The 21,793-nt window shown below is 59.6% G+C and carries 21 protein-coding genes; 10 read left to right on the plus strand and 11 right to left on the minus strand.

Translation table 11 applies throughout. From position 1 onward, the window contains the following. Positions 1-14: 14 nt before the first annotated feature. The 5 genes from relA to ACZRMH_RS08265 all read right to left on the minus strand — a co-directional run bounded on the left by relA (position 15) and on the right by ACZRMH_RS08265 (position 6,962). On the minus strand, positions 15-2,267 hold the full coding sequence (gene relA / locus ACZRMH_RS08245; protein ID WP_339473786.1) for a GTP diphosphokinase: 2,253 nt from the start codon (positions 2,265-2,267) through the stop codon (positions 15-17). Between the two features lie 118 nt (positions 2,268-2,385). Then, a complete protein-coding gene (gene rlmD / locus ACZRMH_RS08250; protein ID WP_464012992.1) occupies positions 2,386-3,738 on the minus strand; it encodes a 23S rRNA (uracil(1939)-C(5))-methyltransferase RlmD in 1,353 nt (450 codons plus the stop codon). Next, entirely contained in the window at positions 3,738-4,640 is a 903-nt protein-coding gene (gene cysM, locus ACZRMH_RS08255) for a cysteine synthase CysM (protein WP_464012993.1), read from the minus strand. Before cysM ends, rlmD begins: the two co-directional genes overlap by 1 nt. Before the next feature lie 233 nt (positions 4,641-4,873). Beyond that, positions 4,874-6,244: a histidine kinase sensor domain-containing protein gene (locus ACZRMH_RS08260; protein ID WP_464012994.1), complete on the minus strand. Its 1,371-nt coding sequence runs from the start codon at positions 6,242-6,244 to the stop codon at positions 4,874-4,876. Beyond that, the gene (locus ACZRMH_RS08265; protein WP_464012995.1) at positions 6,234-6,962 is read right to left on the minus strand and encodes a response regulator transcription factor; all 729 of its coding nucleotides are present in this window, start codon (positions 6,960-6,962) and stop codon (positions 6,234-6,236) included. Before ACZRMH_RS08265 ends, ACZRMH_RS08260 begins: the two co-directional genes overlap by 11 nt. Before the next feature lie 203 nt (positions 6,963-7,165). Between ACZRMH_RS08265 and ACZRMH_RS08270 the strand changes: the two genes are divergently transcribed. The 4 genes from ACZRMH_RS08270 (at position 7,166) to ACZRMH_RS08285 (ending at position 11,948) form a co-directional block, all read left to right on the plus strand. Then, positions 7,166-9,931: a response regulator gene (locus ACZRMH_RS08270; protein ID WP_464012996.1), complete on the plus strand. Its 2,766-nt coding sequence runs from the start codon at positions 7,166-7,168 to the stop codon at positions 9,929-9,931. A gap of 137 nt (positions 9,932-10,068) precedes the next feature. Beyond that, positions 10,069-11,058 (plus strand): 2-hydroxyacid dehydrogenase, encoded by a 990-nt coding sequence (locus ACZRMH_RS08275; protein WP_464012997.1) that lies wholly within the window; start codon positions 10,069-10,071, stop codon positions 11,056-11,058. A 51-nt stretch (positions 11,059-11,109) separates the two neighbouring features. Beyond that, positions 11,110-11,547, plus strand: coding sequence for a hypothetical protein (locus ACZRMH_RS08280; RefSeq protein WP_016779846.1), 438 nt, complete (start codon positions 11,110-11,112; stop codon positions 11,545-11,547). Beyond that, a complete protein-coding gene (locus ACZRMH_RS08285; protein WP_464012998.1) occupies positions 11,544-11,948 on the plus strand; it encodes an META domain-containing protein in 405 nt (134 codons plus the stop codon). The genes ACZRMH_RS08280 and ACZRMH_RS08285 overlap by 4 nt, the downstream gene beginning before the upstream one ends. A gap of 83 nt (positions 11,949-12,031) precedes the next feature. Here ACZRMH_RS08285 and ACZRMH_RS08290 read toward each other — a convergent pair whose 3' ends face one another. Further along, positions 12,032-12,496, minus strand: a complete 465-nt coding sequence (locus tag ACZRMH_RS08290; RefSeq protein ID WP_464012999.1) for a redoxin domain-containing protein — start codon at positions 12,494-12,496, stop codon at positions 12,032-12,034. Between the two features lie 127 nt (positions 12,497-12,623). Between ACZRMH_RS08290 and arsC the strand changes: the two genes are divergently transcribed. From arsC to ACZRMH_RS08305, 3 genes are read left to right on the plus strand one after another with little or no spacing between them, the layout of a single operon-like run. After that, positions 12,624-12,977, plus strand: a complete 354-nt coding sequence (gene arsC, locus ACZRMH_RS08295; protein WP_464013000.1) for an arsenate reductase (glutaredoxin) — start codon at positions 12,624-12,626, stop codon at positions 12,975-12,977. After that, positions 12,974-13,579, plus strand: coding sequence for an NAD(P)H:quinone oxidoreductase (gene wrbA / locus ACZRMH_RS08300; protein WP_464013001.1), 606 nt, complete (start codon positions 12,974-12,976; stop codon positions 13,577-13,579). The genes arsC and wrbA overlap by 4 nt, the downstream gene beginning before the upstream one ends. Next, the gene (locus tag ACZRMH_RS08305; protein ID WP_464013002.1) at positions 13,572-13,979 is read left to right on the plus strand and encodes a DUF2069 domain-containing protein; all 408 of its coding nucleotides are present in this window, start codon (positions 13,572-13,574) and stop codon (positions 13,977-13,979) included. The genes wrbA and ACZRMH_RS08305 overlap by 8 nt, the downstream gene beginning before the upstream one ends. Before the next feature lie 119 nt (positions 13,980-14,098). On the opposite strand, the gene ACZRMH_RS08310 is transcribed toward ACZRMH_RS08305, so the two are convergent. Further along, a complete protein-coding gene (locus ACZRMH_RS08310; protein WP_464013003.1) occupies positions 14,099-14,770 on the minus strand; it encodes a DNA-3-methyladenine glycosylase I in 672 nt (223 codons plus the stop codon). Positions 14,771-14,789: 19 nt separating this feature from the next. Next, a complete protein-coding gene (gene ttcA, locus ACZRMH_RS08315; protein WP_464013004.1) occupies positions 14,790-15,614 on the minus strand; it encodes a tRNA 2-thiocytidine(32) synthetase TtcA in 825 nt (274 codons plus the stop codon). A 266-nt stretch (positions 15,615-15,880) separates the two neighbouring features. Between ttcA and ACZRMH_RS08320 the strand changes: the two genes are divergently transcribed. Next, the gene (locus ACZRMH_RS08320) at positions 15,881-16,483 is read left to right on the plus strand and encodes a Yip1 family protein (protein ID WP_464013005.1); all 603 of its coding nucleotides are present in this window, start codon (positions 15,881-15,883) and stop codon (positions 16,481-16,483) included. 190 nt (positions 16,484-16,673) lie between these two features. Further along, on the plus strand, positions 16,674-17,168 hold the full coding sequence (locus tag ACZRMH_RS08325) for a SprT family zinc-dependent metalloprotease (RefSeq protein WP_464013006.1): 495 nt from the start codon (positions 16,674-16,676) through the stop codon (positions 17,166-17,168). A 50-nt stretch (positions 17,169-17,218) separates the two neighbouring features. Here the strand turns inward: ACZRMH_RS08325 and ACZRMH_RS08330 are convergent, their stop codons facing one another. The 3 genes from ACZRMH_RS08330 to ACZRMH_RS08340 all read right to left on the minus strand — a co-directional run bounded on the left by ACZRMH_RS08330 (position 17,219) and on the right by ACZRMH_RS08340 (position 20,916). Beyond that, a complete protein-coding gene (locus ACZRMH_RS08330) occupies positions 17,219-18,553 on the minus strand; it encodes a dicarboxylate/amino acid:cation symporter (protein WP_464013007.1) in 1,335 nt (444 codons plus the stop codon). Between the two features lie 342 nt (positions 18,554-18,895). Beyond that, complete coding sequence (locus tag ACZRMH_RS08335) at positions 18,896-20,242, minus strand: ATP-binding protein (RefSeq protein ID WP_464013008.1); 1,347 nt, start codon at positions 20,240-20,242, stop codon at positions 18,896-18,898. Continuing rightward, positions 20,239-20,916 carry a response regulator gene (locus ACZRMH_RS08340; protein WP_464013009.1) on the minus strand — a complete coding sequence of 226 codons (678 nt, stop codon included), beginning with the start codon at positions 20,914-20,916 and terminating at the stop codon, positions 20,239-20,241. Before ACZRMH_RS08340 ends, ACZRMH_RS08335 begins: the two co-directional genes overlap by 4 nt. A gap of 130 nt (positions 20,917-21,046) precedes the next feature. Between ACZRMH_RS08340 and ACZRMH_RS08345 the strand changes: the two genes are divergently transcribed. Continuing rightward, positions 21,047-21,790, plus strand: coding sequence for a 4'-phosphopantetheinyl transferase family protein (locus ACZRMH_RS08345; RefSeq protein WP_464013010.1), 744 nt, complete (start codon positions 21,047-21,049; stop codon positions 21,788-21,790). Positions 21,791-21,793 lie beyond the last annotated feature (3 nt).

The raw sequence follows: 21,793 nt of genomic DNA on the forward strand, positions 1-21,793 counted from the left end.
GCTCCCACAGGTGGTCAGCGTGCTTCGCTACGCCCGATGCGGCGGGTTTCGATGATGTTCGGCAGTTGCGAGATACGCCCCAGCAAACGCCCCAGCGCGTCGAGCCCCGGGATCTCGATGGTCAAGGTCATCAACGCGGTGTTGTTTTCCTTGTTCGAGCGGGTATTGACCGCCAGCACGTTGATCCGCTCGTTGAGCAGTACCTGGGACACATCACGCAGCAGCCCGGAACGATCGTAGGCACGAATTTCGATATCCACCGGATAAGTCGATACCGGGATCGGCCCCCAGTTAACCTGAATCATCCGCTCCGGTTCACGGCTGCCCAGTTGCAGCACCGAGGCACAGTCCTGACGGTGAATGCTGACGCCACGCCCCTGGGTGATATAACCGACAATCGCATCCCCCGGCAACGGCTGGCAGCAGCCAGCCATCTGGGTCAGCAAGTTGCCGACGCCTTCGATCTGGATATCTCCGCGCTTGCCCGGCTTGTAGCCCGTGGCCTTGCGCGGGATCAGCTCCATCTGCTCGCTGCCGCGCTCCGGCTCGACCTGTTGCTGGGCCAGGTTGATCAGTTGCGCCAGACGCAAATCACCGGCACCGAGCGCCGCATACATATCCTCGGCGGTGCGCATGTTGGCTTTGTCGGCGAGCTTCTCGTAGTCCACCGCCGGCAGGCCCAAACGGCCAAGCTCACGCTCCAGCATGGTTTTGCCGGCAGCGACGTTCTGATCACGGGCCTGCAACTTGAACCAGTGGACGATCTTTGCCCGTGCCCGCGAGGTAGTGATATAGCCCAGGTTCGGGTTCAGCCAGTCGCGGCTCGGCGTACCGTGCTTGCTGGTGATGATCTCGACCTGTTCACCGGTCTGCAGGCTGTAGTTGAGCGGCACGATGCGCCCGTTGATCTTGGCGCCGCGGCAGTTATGGCCAATTTCGGTGTGTACCCGATAGGCGAAGTCCAGCGGTGTCGCGCCCTTGGGCAGGTCGATGGCGTGACCGTCGGGAGTAAAGATATACACCCGGTCCGGCTCGATATCGACCCGCAGCTGATCAGCCAGGCCACCGATATCGCCCAGTTCTTCGTGCCATTCCAGCACCTGACGCAGCCACGAGATTTTCTCTTCGTACTGGTTGGAACCGGCCTTGACGTCGGTGCCCTTGTAGCGCCAGTGCGCGCAAACACCCAGTTCGGCTTCTTCGTGCATGGCGTGGGTGCGAATCTGCACTTCCAGCACCTTGCCTTCAGGCCCGATCACGGCGGTGTGCAGCGAACGGTAGCCGTTCTCCTTGGGATTGGCGATGTAATCGTCAAATTCCTTGGGGATATGTCGCCACAGGGTATGCACGATGCCCAGCGCGGTGTAGCAGTCGCGCATTTCCGGCACCAGCACCCGTACCGCACGCACGTCATAGATCTGGCTGAAAGCCAGGCCCTTGCGCTGCATTTTGCGCCAGATGGAGTAGATATGCTTGGCCCGGCCGCTGATGTCCGCATCAACCCCGGTAGCCACCAGTTCGGTGCGCAACTGGTTCATCACATCACTGATAAAACGCTCGCGATCAAGGCGGCGCTCATGCAGCAAGGTAGCAATCTGTTTGTACTGCTCGGGCTCAAGGTAGCGGAAGGACAAGTCCTCCAGCTCCCACTTGATATGACCAATGCCCAGGCGGTGCGCCAATGGCGCATAAATATCGAACACCTCACGGGCGACGCGGTTGCGCTTCTCGTCCGGGGCATTTTTGACCGCGCGAATCGCGCAGGTCCGTTCGGCCAGCTTGATCAGTGCAACGCGCACGTCATCCACCATGGCCACAAGCATCTTGCGCAGGTTTTCGACCTGGCCCTGAGTGCCCAGCACCATGGATTGACGAGGGCTGAGGCTGGCACTGATGGCGGCCATGCGCAGCACGCCGTCAATCAGCTTGGCCACCACCGGACCGAAACGCTGGCTGACGGCAGGCAACAGCACCTGCCCTTCGCGCACGCAACGATAGAGGATCGCGGCAACCAGAGAGTCCTGATCCAGTTTCAGATCGGCCAATATCTCGGCGATTTCCAACCCGGTACGAAAGCTCGACGTGCCTTCGGTCCACAGGTTTTTCGCGGCATTGGCTTGCTGCTCGGCCTCACGCGCAAACTCGCACGCTTCTTTCAAGGCTTCACGGTCCAGCGCCACATCGACACTCACCGCATGATCGAGCCATGCCTCGAGGTTGAGGCTGCCGTCGGTGTTGATCGGCTGGTGTGCTCTGACCTGTACCATCTTGCTTACCTTCCCTACAGCGCACGTCTAGTGCACCGAAATCACAGGCCCTAATCCCAACCCGCGCTACAGGGCATGACTGCGCCGGTTGCGGGCCCGTTGAAATAGACAGACCGTCCTAGTCTGCTTCAAATAACGCCATCGCCTCGACATGCGCGGTTTGCGGAAACATATCGAGGATTCCGGCACGTTTTAACCGATAACCCTGTTTCATCAACTCAACCGTGTCGCGCGCCAGCGTGGCCGGGTTGCACGACACATACACCAAACGTTTGGCACCCAGGCCAGACAGCTTGCGCACCACTTCATAAGCGCCGTCACGGGGCGGGTCGAGCAGCACAGCGCAAAAACCCTCTTTGGCCCAGGCTGCATCCACCAGCGGCTGTGACAAGTCAGCCTGAAAAAACGCTGCATTATGCAGGTTGTTACTGACCGCGTTTTGCGCTGCGCGTTCGACCATGGTCGCAACACCTTCGACAGCAACCACTTCGCGTACCTGCCGCGCCAGTGGTAACGCGAAGTTACCCAGCCCACAGAACAAGTCAAGAATCCGTTCGTCAGCTTGTGGCGCAAGCCACTTTATTGCCTGGGCCACCATGGCTTCATTGACGCCAGCATTGACCTGGACAAAATCTCCGGGGCGATAGGCCAAACCCAGGTCCCACTCTTCTAAACGGTAGCCCAGGGGCTGCGACAAATCGACCGGTTGTGGTTCGCCTTCACCATGCAGCCACAATTGGGCGTTATGGGTGATGCAAAATTCCTGCAGAACCTTCATGTCGGCTTCGCTGAGCGGTGCCATATGACGCAGCAAAACCGCTATTGCCGAACCGCTGAACAACTCGACATGGCCCAGGGCCTTGGGATTGCCCAGTTGACGCAACATGGCGGGCAGCCCCGTCATGATAGGTTGCAAAGCCTGTACCAGAACCAAACAGTGATCAATGGCGACGATATCCTGGCTGCCGGCAGCCCGGAACCCCACGTCCAGACGCTTGGCCCGCGCATCCCAGCGCACCGCGATACGTGCCCGACGGCGATAGCCGAACTCGGGACCGGTCAGGGGTGCTGCCCACTCTTGAGGTTCGACACCGGCCACACGGGACAGTTGCTCGGCCAGCATGCGCTGTTTCAGTGCAAGCTGCTCCTCATGGGGCAAATGTTGCACGCTGCAACCGCCACACTTGCCCGCATGGGCACAGGGCGCCTGGCGACGAATATCGCTGGCCTTGAACACTCGTTCGGTACGGGCTTCAACGATTTTGCCGTGGGCGCCCAGCACCCGGGCTTCGACTTCTTCGCCGGCCAGGGCACCCGAGACAAACCAGGTACGCCCTTCAATAAAGGCAATGCCCCGGCCATCGTTGGCCAAACGCTCGATGCTCAGACGCTGTTTCTTGCCCGCAGGCACTTGCGCAGCTTTGGTGCCACCAGCAGGCTGGAAGCGCAGGCCTCTCTCTTGCTTGGCCATCAGTTGGGCGCATCGTAAATGCCGGTCGACAGGTAACGGTCGCCGCGGTCACAAATGATCGCGACCATCACCGCGTTTTCGACTTCCTGGTTCAGGCGCAGCATGGCTGCTACCGCCCCACCCGAGGACACACCGCAGAAAATACCCTCTTCACGGGCCAGTCGACGAGTGACGTCTTCGGCTTCGCGCTGGGCCATGTCGACGATGCGGTCAACGCGGTCAGCCTGATAGATTTTCGGCAGGTACTCGGTCGGCCAGCGGCGGATACCAGGAATGGCGGAGCCTTCCATCGGCTGCAAGCCGACGATCTGCACGCCCGGATTTTGCTCCTTGAGGTAGCGCGACACACCCATGATGGTACCGGTGGTGCCCATCGAGCTGATGAAGTGGGTGATGGTACCGTTGGTCTGACGCCAGATTTCGGGGCCGGTGCCGGTGTAGTGCGCTTCTGGGTTATCACCGTTGGCGAACTGATCAAGGACCTTGCCCTGGCCTTGCGCCTGCATCTTGTCGGCCAGGTCGCGAGCACCTTCCATGCCCTCTTCCTGACTGACCAGGATCAGCTCGGCGCCATAGGCAGTCATGGCCGCCTTGCGCTCGGCACTGGAGTTGTCGGGCATGATCAGGATCATCTTGTAGCCCTTGATCGCCGCGGCCATGGCCAGTGCGATGCCGGTATTGCCCGAGGTGGCTTCAATCAGGGTATCGCCGGCCTGGATCTGCCCGCGCGCTTCGGCGCGGGCAATCATCGACAGGGCCGGGCGGTCCTTGACCGAGCCTGCAGGGTTATTCCCTTCGAGCTTGAGCAACAAGGTGTTGGTGGTGTTTCCAGCCAGGCGCTGCAAGCGCACCAGAGGAGTGTTGCCGACGCAATCGGCGATAGTTGGGTACTGCAATGTCATGGCGTATTCGCAATCCAGACCGCGGGGCCGCACATCATACCGACAAACGCCGATAGCCCATATCACGCAAAGTACGATGCTTATGGCTAAAGGCTATAAGAGCACCCTCACCCCAACCCTCTCCCGGAGGGAGAGGGAGCCGATCGGGGGATATTCAAGAATCTCGACAGCCTGTAGCCATTGCGTTGAATCCGGCATCAATACGGTCAGTCCCCTCTCCCTCCGGGAGAGGGTTAGGGTGAGGGCGGCTTTTGTCTGGCTGGCAAACGGATATGCACCCGCAACCCTTGCCCATGATTCTCAGCCCACAAACTGCCACCCTGCAGCCGCAGGGCATTGCGCGCAATGCTCAGGCCCAGGCCAAAGCCGCCATCGCCGGGGCGCGAACCATCAAGACGGGTAAAGGGCGCAAAAATTCGCTCCAGCTCTTCAGGCGCCACACCGCCGCCCTGATCATCAAGCCAAAGATGCCACATGTTGCCCTCGCGCCGCCCATCAAGACTGACGATACCCTCGGCCGGAGAGTGACGAATGGCATTACGCAGGATGTTCTCCAGGGCTTGAGCCAGGCTATTGAGATGCCCGCGCACCCAGCAATGCTCATCCACCAGGCAAGGCAAGCGTGATTGCGGCCAGCCGCTTTCAAAGCGGGCGTTTTCGGTGAGCATCTCCCACAACGCCTGCACCTGAATATCTTCCACCGGCAACGGCCCGCGCTCGGCATCCAGCCAGGCCAGTTGCAGGGTGTCCTCGACCAGCCGCTGCATGCCGTCAACTTCGCGGCTCAAGCGCTCGCGCAAGGCCTCAACGCCCTGCTCGCTGTCACACGCCACGCGCAAACGGCTCAAGGGGGTACGCAATTCATGGGACAAGTCACGGAGCAATTGCTGCTGCTGGTTCACAGTGCTTTGCAGGCGCTCGGACATCTGGTCAAACGCCCGCGCCAGTTCGCCCAACTCGTCCTGACGGCTGGTGGTCTGGCTCGACAGCCGCGCCCCCAATTGATCGGCCCGCCAGGCATTGGCCTGCTCACGCAGATGGTTGAGCGGCACGATCAGCACGCGGTACAGGCCCACGCACAACAGCAAGGTGAGCAAACCGGGGATCACGCCGTTGGTGACAATGCGCCAGACAATCTGTGAGCGCCCCGGCATAAAGCGCTGCGGCAACTCGATCACCAGGCTGCCCGAGGATGGATCTCGGGGAAATGGCACCTTGATCCAGGGCCTCGCCGTTTTCAGATGGCTGATGGGCCAGTCCAGACCACGCAAAAAGGTCAGGCGCTCACTTTCACGATCGCTCAACGGGTAACTGCTCAGCGATTGCAGGTCCTGGCCAATCACCCCGACCCAGCCAGGTTCTTTGTGCCCCATGGTCTGTATCCACTGATCTACAGCCGTTTGCTGGCCGGTTTCCCAGGCGCGCTCGGCCTCACCGGCATAGCGCACCAACGTGCCATGGGCCTGCTCGGATAAAAAGCCAGTGCGCTTGTCCATGTACCGGCCCCAGGACCAACTGAGCCAGATCATCAGTAAGCAGAAGACCACCAGCAAACACGCCAGCTTCCAGAACACCGAGTTCTTGCCGGGAACCTTACAGGGCATCGCTGGCGCTCAGAACATAACCCTTGCCCCACACCGTGCGCACTTCACGCTGGTGGTAGCCGATGGTTTTGAGCTTTCGCCGGATCTGGCTGATATGCATGTCCAGGCTGCGGTCATGGGCCGCATAACCGCGCTGCAAGACCTGCTGATAGAGAAACGCCTTGCTCAACACTTCATCGGCATTGCGCTGCAGCGTATCAAGCAAACGAAACTCGCTGCGGGTCAACCCGGCCCATTGCTCGCCACAGCGCACATCGCACGCCTCGTCATCGAACAGCAAGCCGCTTTCGGCCGGTGGCAGATCCTGCGCCAAAGGGGGGCCCGGCATACGGTCCAGGGCCACGCGACGCAAGATGGCCTGAATCCGCACTCGCAGCTCGGCCATGCTGAAGGGCTTGGGCAGGTAATCATCGGCGCCCAGCTGGAAGCCACTGATACGGTCGGCCTCGGCACCCAGCGCAGACATCAGGATAACCGGCAAGGCGTGGGTCTGGCGCAATTGCGTGAGCACCTGCAGGCCATTCATGCCCGGCAACAGGATATCCATCAGCACCACGTCAAAGTGTTCCTGGCGGGCGCGGGCCAGACCCTCCTGGCCATTCTGGCACCAGATAACGTCAAACCCGCAGCGCACCAACTGCTCGTGCAGATAGGCGCCCAGAACGGGATCGTCTTCAATGGTCAGAAGACGCGAAGGGCTAACAGCTACGGGATTCATTAGCGTCTGCAAGTAATTCTCAATCGTCGATTATTCAAGATTGAGCCACTGCGGGCAACCGGCACGGCCCTTACCCGGTCGGATAATCGAAAACTGATGGCAAATTTTCAAAGATTTGCCGGGCACCATATGGCTACACTGCCACCTGATCCGGGCGGGATGCCCGGGTCTTTCTTGAAAAGAATGCAGGGCTGGAGAGTTGCGTGCTTAAAAACCTCGGTATCAAAGGCCGCGTATTGCTGCTTACGCTATTGCCCGTCAGCTTGATGGCCAGCGTGCTGGGCGGCTATTTCACCTGGCTGCAACAGTCCGAATTGCAATCACAATTATTGCAGCGCGGCGAAATGATCGCCGAACAACTCGCCCCTCTCGTGGCTCCGGCCATGGGCCGGCACGACACTGCATTGCTGGCGCGCATCGCTACCGAATCCCTTGAGCAGCAAGATGTGCGGGCCGTTGCCTTCCTTAATGCCAACCACGAACCCCTGGCCCATGCCGGGCCAATCATGCTCAATCAGGCCCCGCTGGGCAGCAGCACGCATCTGCAGCAACGTACCGACAACGATGCCACCCGCTATCTGCTGCCGGTGTTTGGCCGCCATCGCAATCTGGCCGGTGACGTGATCCCCAATGAAGCCCATCGCCTGCTGGGCTGGGTCGAGCTGGAGCTGTCGCACAACGGCATGCTGTTGCGCAGCTACCGCAACCTGTTTGCCAGCTTGCTGCTGATTGTCACCGGGCTGGTGCTGACCACTCTGCTGGCATTGCGCATGAGCCGCACCATCAATGCGCCGCTGGGGCAAATCAAGCAGGCCGTGGCCCAACTCAAGGACGGCCACCTTGAAACCCGTTTGCCACCCTTGGGCAGTCACGAACTGGACGAGCTGGCCTCGGGCATCAATCGCATGGCCGAAACCCTGCACAATGCCCAGGAAGAACTGCAACACAGCGTCGACCAGGCCACCGAAGATGTGCGGCAAAACCTTGAAACCATCGAGATCCAGAACCTGGAGCTCGACCTGGCACGCAAGGAAGCACTGGAAGCCAGCCGCATCAAGTCCGAGTTCCTGGCCAACATGAGCCACGAGATCCGTACCCCGCTCAATGGCATTCTCGGCTTTACCCACTTGCTGCAGAAAAGCGAGCTGACTGCACGTCAGTTCGACTACCTGAACACCATCGAAAAATCGGCCGACAGCCTGCTCGGCATCATCAACGAGATCCTCGACTTTTCAAAAATCGAAGCCGGCAAGCTGGTGCTCGACAACATTCCGTTCAATTTGCGCGATCTGCTGCAGGACACCCTGACCATCCTCGCGCCTTCGGCCCACGACAAAGGCCTGGAGCTGGTCAGTCTGGTCTACCGCGACACCCCGCTGTCGCTGGTGGGTGACCCGCTGCGGCTTAAACAGATCCTTACCAATCTGGTCAACAATGCGATCAAGTTCACCCGCGAAGGCACCATTGCCGTGCGGGCCATGCTTGAAGACCAGGATGAAAACGAAACCGACGGCAGCGTCCAGCTGCGCATCAGCGTGCAGGACACCGGTATCGGTCTGACCGCCCAGGATATTCGTGCGCTGTTCCAAGCCTTCAGCCAGGCCGATAATTCGCTGTCGCGCCAACCCGGCGGCACCGGGCTGGGGCTGGTGATTTCCAAGCGACTGGTGGAACAGATGGGTGGCGAAATCGGCGTCGAAAGCACCCCGGGCGAAGGCTCGGTGTTCTGGATCAGCATCAAGCTGCCCAAAGCTCGCGATGATGTCGAAGACTTGCCCAGCGCGCCCCTATTGGGCCGTCGCGTGGCGATCCTGGAAAAACACGATCTGGCCCGTCAGGCCCTGCACCATCAACTGGAAGACTGCGGCCTCGAAGTGACGCCCTGCACCACCCTTGAGAACCTGACCAACTGCGTGACCGGCGCCCATCAGACCTCGCAGGCGATAGATCTGGCGGTGCTCGGGGTGACGGCCAATGACATGCCCCCAGAGCGCCTCAACCAGCATATCTGGGACCTTGAACATATGGGTTGCAAGGTATTGGTACTGTGCCCGACTACCGAGCAGGGGCTGTTCAATCCCGTGGTGACCAACCCCCACGGCCAGCTTCAGGCCAAACCCGCCTGTACCCGCAAGTTACGCCGCGCCCTGGCCGACCTGATCCACCCGCGCCAGCCTCGCAGTGAGCCTGGCGAGCCAATGGCCAGTCGTGCTCCGCGAATCCTGTGTGTGGATGACAATCCGGCCAACCTGCTGCTGGTGCAAACCCTGCTCGAAGGCATGGGCGCCAAAGTGGCAGCAGCTGACAGCGGCTATGCCGCGATTGACGCGGTCAAGACACAAGACTTCGACCTGGTGCTGATGGATGTGCAAATGCCCGGCATGGACGGACGCGAAACCACGGAAGTGTTGCGCCAATGGGAAAGCGAACGTCAGTGCACACCGCTGCCAGTTGTCGCGCTGACGGCCCACGCCATGGCCAACGAAAAACGTGCCCTGCTGCAAAGCGGTATGGACGACTACCTGACCAAGCCCATCAGTGAGCGCCAATTGGCCCAAGTGGTGTTGAAGTGGACAGGACTGGCCTTGCGCAATCAGGCCAGCGAGAACCACCACGAACCGGTGCGCCACAACACACAGTTGCCTGTGCTTGATCACGAGGAAGGCTTGCGCCTGGCCGCGGGCAAGGCTGACTTGGCCATCGACATGCTGGCCATGCTGCTGGCCTCGCTGGAAGCCGACCGCGACGCCATTCGCCAGGCGCGCAACGCCAAGGACACCAATGCACTGATTGAGCGCGTGCATCGCTTGCACGGTGCCACACGCTACTGCGGCGTGCCGCAATTGCGGGCGGCCTGCCAGCGCAGCGAAACCCTGCTCAAGCAGGCAAGCCCCAACGCCATCGCAGCCCTCGACGAACTGGACCTGGCCATCACTCGCCTGGCCAAAGAGGCACGCAGTACTGCATAAAACAAACACATGACTTGTGGGAGCGGGCTTGCTCGCGATGGGATCACCGCGTAATGCCAGATACACCTAGGTGCCTGCATCGCGAGCATGCCCGCTCCCACAGCAGATTGGTGGTTACACACTAAGGAAGCCCTCCCATGCGCACGATTCTTTTCAGCAGCCAGACCTACGACCGCGACAGCTTCACCGCGGCCGATCAATCCGACGGCAACGAGCTGCATTTCCAACCCGCGCGCCTGACCCTCGACACAGCAGCACTGGCCCATGATTACGAAGTGGTCTGCCCGTTTATCAATGACGATCTCAGCGCCCCGGTGCTGGAGCAACTGGCCGCAGGACGCACGCGGCTGATTGCCCTGCGCTCGGCGGGCTACAACCACGTCGACCTGCCTGCCGCCAAACGCCTGGGCTTGAGCGTGGTGCGCGTACCGGCGTACTCCCCCCACGCTGTCGCCGAGCATGCCGTGGCCCTGATCCTGGCGCTTAACCGGCGCCTGCACCGCGCCTACAACCGTACCCGCGAAGGCGACTTCACCCTGCACGGGCTGACCGGCTTTGATCTGGTGGGCAAAACCGTGGGAGTGGTCGGCACCGGGCAAATCGGCGCCACGTTCGGCAAGATCATGGCCGGCTTCGGCTGCAAACTGCTGTGCTTTGACCCCTATCCAAACGCCGAGCTACTGGCCCTGGGCGCGCAATATGTAAGCTTGCCCGAACTGCTGGCAGGGTCGCACATTATCTCCCTGCACTGCCCGCTGACCGCAGACAACAAGCACTTGATCAACGCTACCAGCCTGGCCACCCTCAAACACGGTGCCATGCTGATCAACACCGGGCGTGGCGCACTGGTCAACACACCGGCTCTGATTGAAGCGCTGAAAAGTGGCCAACTGGGCTATCTGGGGCTGGATGTGTACGAGGAAGAAGCCCAGCTGTTCTTCGAGGACCGCTCCGACCTGCCCTTGCAGGATGACGTACTGGCGCGGCTGCTGACCTTCCCCAATGTGATCATCACCGCCCATCAGGCGTTTCTGACCCGCGAGGCGCTAAGCGCGATTGCCAGCACCACCCTGAGCAATATCACAGCCTGGAAAAACGGTACGGCGCAAAACCTGATCGAAGGTTGAGTCTGGTCTTTGATGCCTGCGTGCTAGCATAGCGACTTACTTGGAGGACCCATGGTCGAACACGATTTTCGCTACAGCCTGCTTAACCCGCAGCACACCCTGATTGAATGCCGCGCTCTGGCGCCAGGCCTGTATCAAGTCACCGGCAACGGTGGTTCGATTCAAGCCGGTGACGTACTGATTGTGAGCCTCAAAGGCAGCAAGACCCTGTCCATGCGCCTGAGCGTCGACAAGGTCCGCCACCTGATCAACCCGCGCGGCCAGTGGGTTGCCGTGACCAAAGGACCGGTGTTCGGCGAACTGGCCATTCATGAATGGCAGGTCAACTGCGATGCCTGCGCCAAAGAGCTGAAGTTCGAGTTTGCGGTGGACGCCAAACTTGGCACCAAGGCGCAAAAGCCCGCAGCCACGGCACGTATTGCCGAGCTGGGCTGGAGCACTGAAGGCAGCAAGCATGTGTGCCCGCAATGCCAAAAGGCCGCGCAATGAAACGCCTGATCCTGCTGGCGGTGCTGGGCGCAAGCCTGGCGGGCTGTGCGGGTGACCCGGTGAAATTGCAGCAGAATCACACCTACGTGCTGGAGTGGATCGGCGAGCGCCCGTTGATCGACAACAGCCACCTCACCGTAACCCTGGACGATGCTGGCCGAGCCTATGGCAGTGGCGGTTGCAACCACTGGTTCGCGCCTTACACCCTGGAGGGCAACAAGCTGACCTTCGGTGGCGTGGGCAGCACCCGAAAAGCCTGTGCCCCGGCACTGATGGAGCAGGAGCATCGGTTCTTCGAGGCCCTGCAAACCGTACAGCGCTGGGACATCTCGCCGATCGAACAGGTGCGGTTCTGGCCGGCTGAAGGCAAGCCGCTAAGGCTGTGGTCTGAAGAAGGCTGATACACCGCGGCGCCTCAATCGCGGGCAAGCCCGCTCCCACATGATTAGCGCTGTGGGAGCGGGCTTGCCCGCGATGGCATCACTCAACCCCCCTTCAATTCCTTGATCTTGGCCAACACCCCGGCTGCCGTCTGCTCGCCCATCAAGGTCGCACGAACCTTGCCTTTCTCATCCAGGATGTAAGTCACTGGCAGTGCTTCGCTGCGCGGCAGATCAAACAGTTCAGCCGGATCCTGCGCCAGCACGGTAAAGGTGATGCCCAGTGCGGTACTCGCGTCGCTCAGCTCCTTGCCCTGCAAACCATCGAAGTTGACCCCGAACACCCCCACCGACTGTCCCTGCAGCTGTTTTTCCAGCAAGTTGAGCTGCGGAATTTCAATCCGGCACGGGCCGCACCATTCAGCCCAGTAATTGATGACCTTCCATTGCTTGTCCAGACGCTCCGACGCGATCTTCTGTCCGTGCTGATCGACCCCATAATCATTTCCGCAACCGGCCAGCAATAAGGTGGCAGTGACGGCAGCTACTGCCATGAGTCGCTTTAACATGCGTTGATCCTTCCCGGTAAATACCTGCAAAAAAGCCATCAGCGAGCGGCCATTTACCGCATACGGTTCAGGCGCGCCCGTCAGGCGGGTAGAATAGCCGCCACCTTACGCAAGATGCGACCCGCACATGACCGATCTGACGCTTTATCACAACCCGCGCTGCTCGAAATCCCGCGGTGCGCTCGAAATCCTCGAAGCTCGTGGCCTGACGCCTACCGTGGTGCGTTACCTCGAAACCCCGCTCAATGCCGCGCAACTGGGCGAGCTGCTGGCCAAGCTGAATATCAGCGCACGGCAACTGCTGCGCACCGGTGAGGACGAATACAAGACCCTCAACCTGGCCGACAGCAGCCTGGGCGAAGCACAGCTTATTGACGCAATGGCCGCCCACCCCAAGCTGATCGAACGACCGATCCTGGTCGCGGGCAACAAGGCCGTGATTGGTCGTCCACCGGAAAAAGTCCTGGAGATCCTGCCGTGAGTGCGCCTTATATCCTGGTTCTGTATTACAGCCGCAACGGTTCGACCAGCGAGATGGCCCGGCAAATCGCCCGGGGTATCGAGCAAGGCGGCCTTGAGGCGCGTCTGCGCACCGTACCGGCCATTTCCGCCGAGTGCGAAGCGGTGGCCCCGGCCATTCCGGACGAAGGCGCCATGTACGCCAGCCTCGATGACCTGAAAAACTGCTCGGGCCTGGCCCTGGGCAGCCCCACGCGCTTCGGCAATATGGCAGCGCCGCTCAAGTACTTTCTCGATGGCACCAGCAATCTGTGGCTGACCGGTGCCCTGGTAGGCAAACCGGCGGGCGTGTTCACCTCCACCGCCAGCCTGCACGGCGGCCAGGAAAGCACTCTGTTGTCGATGCTGCTGCCGCTGATGCACCACGGCATGCTGGTCACCGGCCTGCCCTACAGCGAGTCGTCCTTACTGCACACCACCGCAGGCGGTACGCCCTATGGCCCGAGTCACCATGCAGGCGCCGATGGCAAGCGTGGCCTGGACGAACACGAAATCGCCCTGTGCCGGGCCCTGGGTCAGCGATTGGCCACTATCGCTCTGAAACTGGAGAGCAACCGTGGCTAAAAAGCCAAAAGTGCTGCCGCCTATCGAGTGGCTGGAGCCGCGGGTGCGGCTGATGCGGGTATTGAGCCTGGTGTGCTTCTTTGGCCTGATCGCCCTGCTGTGCGTTTATTACCTGGTGTTTGCCGACCTGCACGGCGCACGCCCGTGGGTAATCCTGCTGATCGAACTGGTGCCGTTGATGTTTGTGGTGCCGGGCATGCTGATGGGTAGCCCGCGCGGGCACTCGTTCACCTGCTACGTGGTCAACCTGTACCTGATCAAGGGAGCGCTGGCGGCATTCGACCCGAATCGGCAAGTGTTCGGCCTGCTGGAAATCGCTGCCAGCGTCGCGGTATTCGTCAGTGCGTTGCTGTTTGTACGCTGGCGCTACCAGTTGGATCGACGCCTGAAAGGCGAGTGATGCAGCTCTATCTTGTGGGAGCGGGCTTGCTCGCGATGGGATCACCGCGTAATGCCAGATACAACGGGGTGCCTGCATCACGAGCAAGCCCGCTCCCACATTAGACAGGATTTGCGCTGTTAGTGATTCACCGTAAACGCCAGCATCTGCGATAGCTGACACATCGGCCGGCCACTTTCGGCGTGCCACTGGTTGAATGCATTCTGCACAATCGCCAGATCCCGCAGGCTGGTGGGCGCCTTGTCCACCAGTTGCTGTGCATTCAGCGCGGCCACCACGTCATAGCTAGGCACAAAGGTGTCCTTGCCGACCATGCGCAGAAAGCGTGGTGCCGATAAACCGCCCAACTGATGCCCATGCCTGGCCAGGTACTTCCACAAACCGACGATATCGGTCACCGGCCAATCAGCGATAAACGCGCCAAAACTGCCGTGCTCCTGAGTGATATCGAGCACCATCTGCGCATTTCGCGGCACGCTTTTCAGCTTGCCCAGATGGCGAATGATCCGCGCATCCTGCATCAGTCGCTCCAGGTGCTCGGCGCCCATCAGCACCACTTTTTCCGGATCAAAGCCGAAAAACACTTCTTCAAATACCGGCCATTTTGCATCGACCACACTGTGCTTGAGCCCGGCACGAAACACCCGCAAAGCCAGGGTCGACAGGTAGCGATCATCGCTGATCCGACGCAATTGTTGCGCCGTGTTCGGGACAGGCAATTGGGCTTCCAGTGCGGCTGACGAACCAAAGCGGTTCAAACAGTATTCGTGCAGCCATTTGTAGTCGCGCATGCCCTCTCCTCTCGGCAATTTACAGGTTGAGCAGGTTAACGAAGCGCGGGGTAGCGGTTTCGTCAATTTTCAGGCTGGCGAAGTCAAACAGATTGCGATCCGCCAACTGCGACAGGTTTACGTTCTGCAGGCTGCGAAAGATACTCTCGGTGCGGCCCGGCGTCTTGCGGTCCCAGTCCTGGAGCATGTCCTTGACCACCTGGCGCTGCAGATTCTCCTGCGAACCACAGAGGTTGCATGGAATGATCGGGAACTGCTGCCAGTCGGAATAGGCCTGGATGTCCTTCTCATTGCAGTACGCCAGCGGGCGGATCACCACATTACGCCCGTCATCGGAGCGCAACTTGGGTGGCATGGCCTTGAGGGTGCCGTTGAAGAACATATTGAGGAAAAAGGTTTCAACGATATCGTCGCGATGATGCCCCAAGGCCATCTTGGTCGCACCAATCTCATCGGCAAAGGTGTACAGGGTGCCACGGCGCAAGCGCGAGCACAGCGAACAGGTAGTCTTGCCTTCGGGGATCAGTTCCTTGACCACCGAGTAAGTGTCTTTTTCAACGATATGGTATTCCACGCCCAGCGACTTGAGATAAGCCGGCAGCACCTCCTCGGGGAAACCCGGCTGCTTCTGGTCCATATTCACGGCCACGATATCAAACTGGATCGGCGCGACCTTCTGCAGGTGCAGCAGCACATCGAGCAGGGTGTAGCTGTCCTTGCCGCCCGACAGGCAAACCATCACCTTGTCTCCGTGCTCAATCATGTTGAAATCGGCCACAGCCTCCCCGGTCAATCGACGCAGGCGTTTCTGGAGTTTGATTTGAGAGACCGAGTGAGTGCCCATAGCGCTTCAATTCCGCGAGTTAAGACCAAAAGCCGGGGATTTTACCGAAAAAAACCGGCCAACGAACCCCTGCCCGCCTAAAGACGACAATGCGATAAGCCCGTATCTGACAGCACAATATGCTCTAAAGAGCCGGATATAGGGGTCGGCAGGTTTCCTATACTTGTTATCAAGGCCGCACGCCTCTCTGTTTTTCCATACGTTCTGGCTGCGCGACCGGCACGCGTCCCACTGGGGGCGATGCGTCTTATACAGGAGCGACAGCCATGATCCATCACGTTGTGGGCCTCTTCACCCACCCCGATAAAGAATGGCGCGAAATCCGTGGTGATGCCGAAGAAAGCATCGGCCATATGTACTTCACGCATACATTGATTCTGGCTGCGATTCCGGCCATTTCCGCATTTATTGGTACGACCCAGGTTGGCTGGGTCATCGGTAGTCGCGCACCGGTGATGCTGACCATGGACAGCGCCTTGTGGATGACCCTGTTGTCCTATGCCGCCATGCTGGCAGGTGTCGGGGTGATGGGCGCATTTATTCACTGGATGGCCCGCACCTACGATGCACAACCGAGCCTGTCCCGTTGCGTGGCCTTTGCCACCTACACCGCTACACCGCTGTTTATCGGCGGACTGGCAGCGCTGTATCCGCATATGTGGCTGGGCATGGTGGTGGGCACCGCCGCCATTTGCTACACGGTGTATTTACTTTACGTCGGCCTGCCGACCTTTATGAACATCGATCCGGATGAAGGATTCCTGTTCTCCAGCTCCGTTCTGGCAGTAGGTCTTGTGGTGTTGGTGGCGATCATGGCGTTTACCGTGATTGTCTGGGGCCTGGGTGTAGGACCGGTTTACACCAATTAGCAAACTCGCAGCAAAACTTGTGGGAGCGGGCTTGCTCGCGATGCAGGCAACTCGGTCTGTCAGATAGACCCGGTTGATGCCATCGCGAGCAAGCCCGCTCCCGCAGGGCTGGAATGACCATTCAGCACCTCAGCACTTCGGAACCCCCACCGCTTGCGGCATAATCGCCAGCTCTGGAGAACCGAACCGCATGCCCGAGTCACTCAATACCCGCGTCGAAGACTGTTTCCAACAGGCCGAAGTGTTTTTCAAACGCCCCTTCAAGCGCCCCGTGGTCAGCTTCAAGCTGCGTGGGCAAAAAGCCGGGGTCGCCCATTTGCATGAAAACCTGCTGCGCTTCAATCCGCAGCTATACCGCGAAAACAGCGAAGATTTCCTCAAGCAAACCGTCCCCCACGAAGTCGCACACCTGATTGCCCACCAGCTATTTGGAGAGCGCATCGCGCCCCATGGCGAAGAGTGGCAACTGATCATGCGCGGGGTATACGAACTGCCGCCCAATCGCTGCCATACCTACGCCATCAAGCGTCGCAGCGCCACACGCTATATCTACCGCTGCCCATGCCCGGACAGCGACTTCCCGTTCTCGGCCCAGCGCCATGCGCTGGTCGGGCAAGGTCGTGGCTACCTGTGCCGGCGCTGTCGTCAGCCCCTGGTTTTCAGCGGCCAGACCCGGGTCGAATAAACAGGCATAAAAAAACCCGTCCGAAGACGGGTTTTTTTATGTACTCACGCTTACTTCAGCAGCACCGGGGCCGGGCCTTCAGCCACGCCCAGATCGTCCTGTGGACGGGTGTCTTCCAGCGGACGACCGCCGGAGTTCAGCTCTGCTTGCAGGGTGTCGGTGTCCAGCTCTTTAACCCACTTGGCCACAACCAGGGTAGCCACAGCGTTACCGATCAGGTTGGTCAGCGCACGGGCTTCGGACATGAAGCGGTCGATACCCAGGATCAGCGCCAGACCGGCAACCGGCAAGTGGCCGACAGCCGACAGGGTTGCCGCCAGTACGATAAAGCCGCTACCGGTCACGCCAGCAGCACCTTTGGAGGACAGCAACAACACCAGCAGCAACGTGATCTGATGGGTGATGTCCATATGGGTGTCAGTCGCCTGAGCGATAAACACGGCCGCCATGGTCAGGTAGATCGAAGTACCGTCGAGGTTGAACGAGTAACCGGTCGGGATCACCAGACCTACTACCGACTTCTTCGCGCCCAGTCGCTCCATTTTCACCAGCATGCGTGGCAGGGCCGATTCCGACGAGGACGTACCCAGTACGATCAGCAGCTCTTCACGGATATAGCGGATCAGCTTGATCACACTGAAGCCGTGGGCACGTGCAATACCGCCCAGCACGATCAGCACAAACAGTACGCAGGTGATGTAGAAGCAGATCATCAGCTGGCCCAGCTGTACCAGCGAGCCTACGCCGTAAGCACCGATGGTGAAGGCCATCGCGCCCAGCGCACCGATTGGCGCCAGTTTCATGATCATGTTGATGATGTTGAACATCACATGGGCGAAGCGGTCGATAAAGTCCAGTACCGGCTTGCCGTAGGCACCCAGGCGGTGCAGGGCAAAACCGAACAGCACCGAGAACATCAGCACTTGCAGGATATCGCCATTGGCGAAGGCGCCAACAATGGTCGACGGGATTACGTTGAGGATAAAGCCAACAATGCTCTGATCCGCACCGGCAGTCACGTAGGCTGCGACTTTCGAGGCGTCCAGGGTCGACACGTCGATGTGCATGCCAGCGCCAGGCTGAACCACGTTAACCACGATCAGGCCGATCAACAGCGCGATAGTCGACACGACTTCGAAGTAGAGCAACGCATAACCGCCGGTCTTGCCAACCGACTTCATGCTCTGCATGCCGGCAATACCGCTGACCACCGTACAGAAAATAATGGGCGCGATGACCATTTTGATCAGTTTGATAAAGCCATCACCCAGCGGTTTGAGTGCAACACCGGTTTCCGGGTAGTAATGGCCCAGCATGATGCCGATAGCGATAGCTAAGATCACTTGCACATACAGGGATTTGTACAGTGGCTGACGAGTCGTCATTGCAAAGTTCCTCAAGTGCATCACTCAGTTGTCATTCCGTCTGACACTGGTGACACCTAAAGCGCGAACCCTCCTTGCTTGGAGGGATTTGTTGTTGGAGCTGCTCTACCGGCAGACCTCTCGCACTTATTGCAAGCCGTGGGCCACATTGAGCAAAACACTCGCAATGGCCTATGGCGCCTGATCTTGCAGGAATTTACGGATCAATTTTGTAGGACAGGACTTGGCGGGATTCCGCCCATTGCGCATGTGATGGCGGCCGAAATGGCGGATATCCGCCTGAAGGCCGGTATCAAGAGATCACAGCTGGGGATTCTGTGGGCAATGACAAAGACAAGGATCTCATACCGCCGGGAAGTGAATCCGAAACGCCGCCCCGCCCAATGACGAATCATCCAGGGTCAGGGTGGCGTCATAGCTTTCAATGATGTCCTTGACCACTGCCAGGCCAATACCCTGCCCCGGGTGCTGGCGGTCCAGGCGCTCGCCGCGCTGCAGGATCCGCGCGCGCTGATCCGGTGGTACTCCCGGGCCATCGTCCTCCACGCACACCTCAATGCCATGGACGTTGCGGTGCAGGCTGATACGGACCTGGCTCAAACACAGCCGGTAGCCGTTTTCCAGCAAGTTGCCCAGCAACTCCAGCAAGGCATTCTGCTCGATCGGTACATGGCTCAGTTCCGGGATGTCGTAACTGACCTTGACCCCCTTGTCGCGATACACCTTGTCCAGCGTATTGCACAGGCTTTGCACCACCGGTAGCAGTTCAACCTGATGGCGCACCAGGCCGCTCTTGCGCAAGCTGGCACGTTGCAACTGATAGCCGATCTGCTGGTTCATGCGCTCGATCTGACTTTGCAGGACCCAGGCCTGCTCACGCTCGGCAGGGCGCTGGGCCATGCTTTCGCTTACACCCTGCAACACCGCCAGCGGTGTTTTCAGGCTATGGGCCAGGTCGTCGAGCGAGTCGCGATAACGTGTACGCTGTTCGCGCTCGCTTTGCAGCAAGCGGTTCAACGAGCCGGTGAGACGCAGCAGCTCGCGAGGATGCTGCTCGCTGAGACTCTCGCGTTCTCCGGTTTCAATTTCATCCAGTTCCTGACTCAAACGTCGCAAGGCGCGTAACCCCCACGTCAGACCAATCCATAGCAATGCCAGCAGCACAATCAAAGCTGCGCCGAACCCCAGATAAAGATTTTCGCGCAACCCTGCGAGCGTCAGGTTGTATTCACGCATCGGTTGTAAGGCAACAAAGCTGAAGGCAGCATTTTTGCCGCCGAGCAACTTGACCTCAACGTCGTAGACAAAAAACTCCTGCCCGTTGTCTTCGCGAATGCTTGCAAACTCATTGCCACGCCCGTCGTAGCGCGGCTTGTAGTTGATGGTTTCTTCTTGCGTGGCCCGCGAACGCCACACCAGGTGCCCGTCGCGGTCATAGATATAGCCGAGCAAGCGGCTGTCCGGCAGATTGAACTCTTCGTCCGGCAGCAGCACCGGCATCTTCAGACGGTTTTTTTCCATCTTTGCCGCTGAAATCAGCGTGGTCACATCTGACGCCAAACGCTGCTCTATGGCGTCCTTGAGCGCCAGACTGAACGCTCCTTGCATCGCCGGCAGCAACGCCAGCATAAACAACACGGCCAGCAGGGTTGCTGCCAACATCAATCGAACGCGAAGCGAACGAATCATCGGCAGCGCTCAGTAAACAGATACCCCAGGCCGCGCACCGTTTCGATTGGCTTAAAGCCGTTTGCCCCCTCAAGCTTGCGTCGCAGGCGCCCGACCAGCACCTCGATCACGTTCGGATCACGTTCCTCGTCATCCGGGTACAGCTGTTCCATCAGTCGGTCCTTGGCCACCACTTGCTGGTGATGGCGCATCAGGTATTCAAGAATCCGGTATTCATAAGCAGTCAGTGCCAGCGGCTCACCATCGAGTACCGCCTGTTTGCGGTTGATATCCAGCACCAGTTCCCCGGCCACAATGGTTGACTGGGTAAAACCGCTGGAGCGGCGCAGCAACGCATTGAGCCGCGCGTCCAGCTCTTCAAATTGAAACGGCTTGACCACGTAATCGTCAGCACCCGCAGCCAGCCCTTCGACCTTGTCCTGCCAATTGCCACGCGCCGTGAGAATCAGGATCGGAAACGTTTTGCCCCGGGCACGTAACTGGCGGATCAGTTCCAGGCCGCCAAGCCCCGGCAAACCCAGATCAATCATGGCCAGGTCATGATTGAACTGTTCGGTCTGGTACAACGCCTCTTCGGCATTGGCGACCGACTCAACCACATGACCACTTTCTGTCAGACGGGTTTGCAAGTGATGGCGCAGCAACGCCTCATCTTCAACCACCAGCAATTTCATCGCGCTCTCCCAAGCCAATCGCGTCTCGAAGGACGTGTGTCCCATATAGCCTAGCCACACAGTAGGGTGTGCGCCCTGAACCTGATCTGAACAATTGCACAGCCGGGCCTGGCCCCGGCACAATGCAGTCATGAAACGACTACCCGCCCTGCCAACCTGCTGCACACCGTTGCGCGCCGACTGGCCGTTGCCGCACATACTGCCTGCCAGTGTCTGGCTCAGCACTGACTTTATACCTGCACAGCTTGAAGACGACGATTTTGCCCGCAGCGCCATCGAGATGCCGGCGAGTATTCAACGCTCAGTGGCCAAACGCCAGGCCGAATTTCTGGCCGGACGCCTGTGCGCCCGCGCAGCGCTGCTGCAACTGGACGGTACCTGCACCACACCGGGTATGGGCGAAGACCGCGCCCCTGTATGGCCAGCCCATATCACTGGCGCCATTACCCACAGCAATGGCCGCGCCGGGGCGCTGGTGGCCCTGAAAAGTGAATGGCAGGGGCTGGGCATCGATCTGGAAAAGCTGCTCAGCACCGAACGCGCCCTGCGCCTGGCCAAAGAGATACTGACCCCCGATGAGCTTTTGCGGATGGCCGCCGGGCCTGCAGAACAGATTGCGCTGCTGGTCACGCTGACATTTTCGGTCAAGGAGAGCCTGTTCAAGGCGCTATACCCTCTGGTGCAAAAACGTTTCTATTTTGAACACGCCGAAGTGCTGAGCTGGTCCCCCGAAGGCAGTGTGCGCCTGCGCCTGCTCACCGACCTGTCGCCAGAATGGCAGTACGGTCGCGAGCTGGATGCGCAATTTGGCCTGTTTGAAGGGCAATTGTTGACGGTAGTGGCAATCAGGGGGAGCACGCCCCCTGTCGCCTGATTG

The sequence above is a fragment of the Pseudomonas sp. B414 genome (assembly GCF_055408445.1).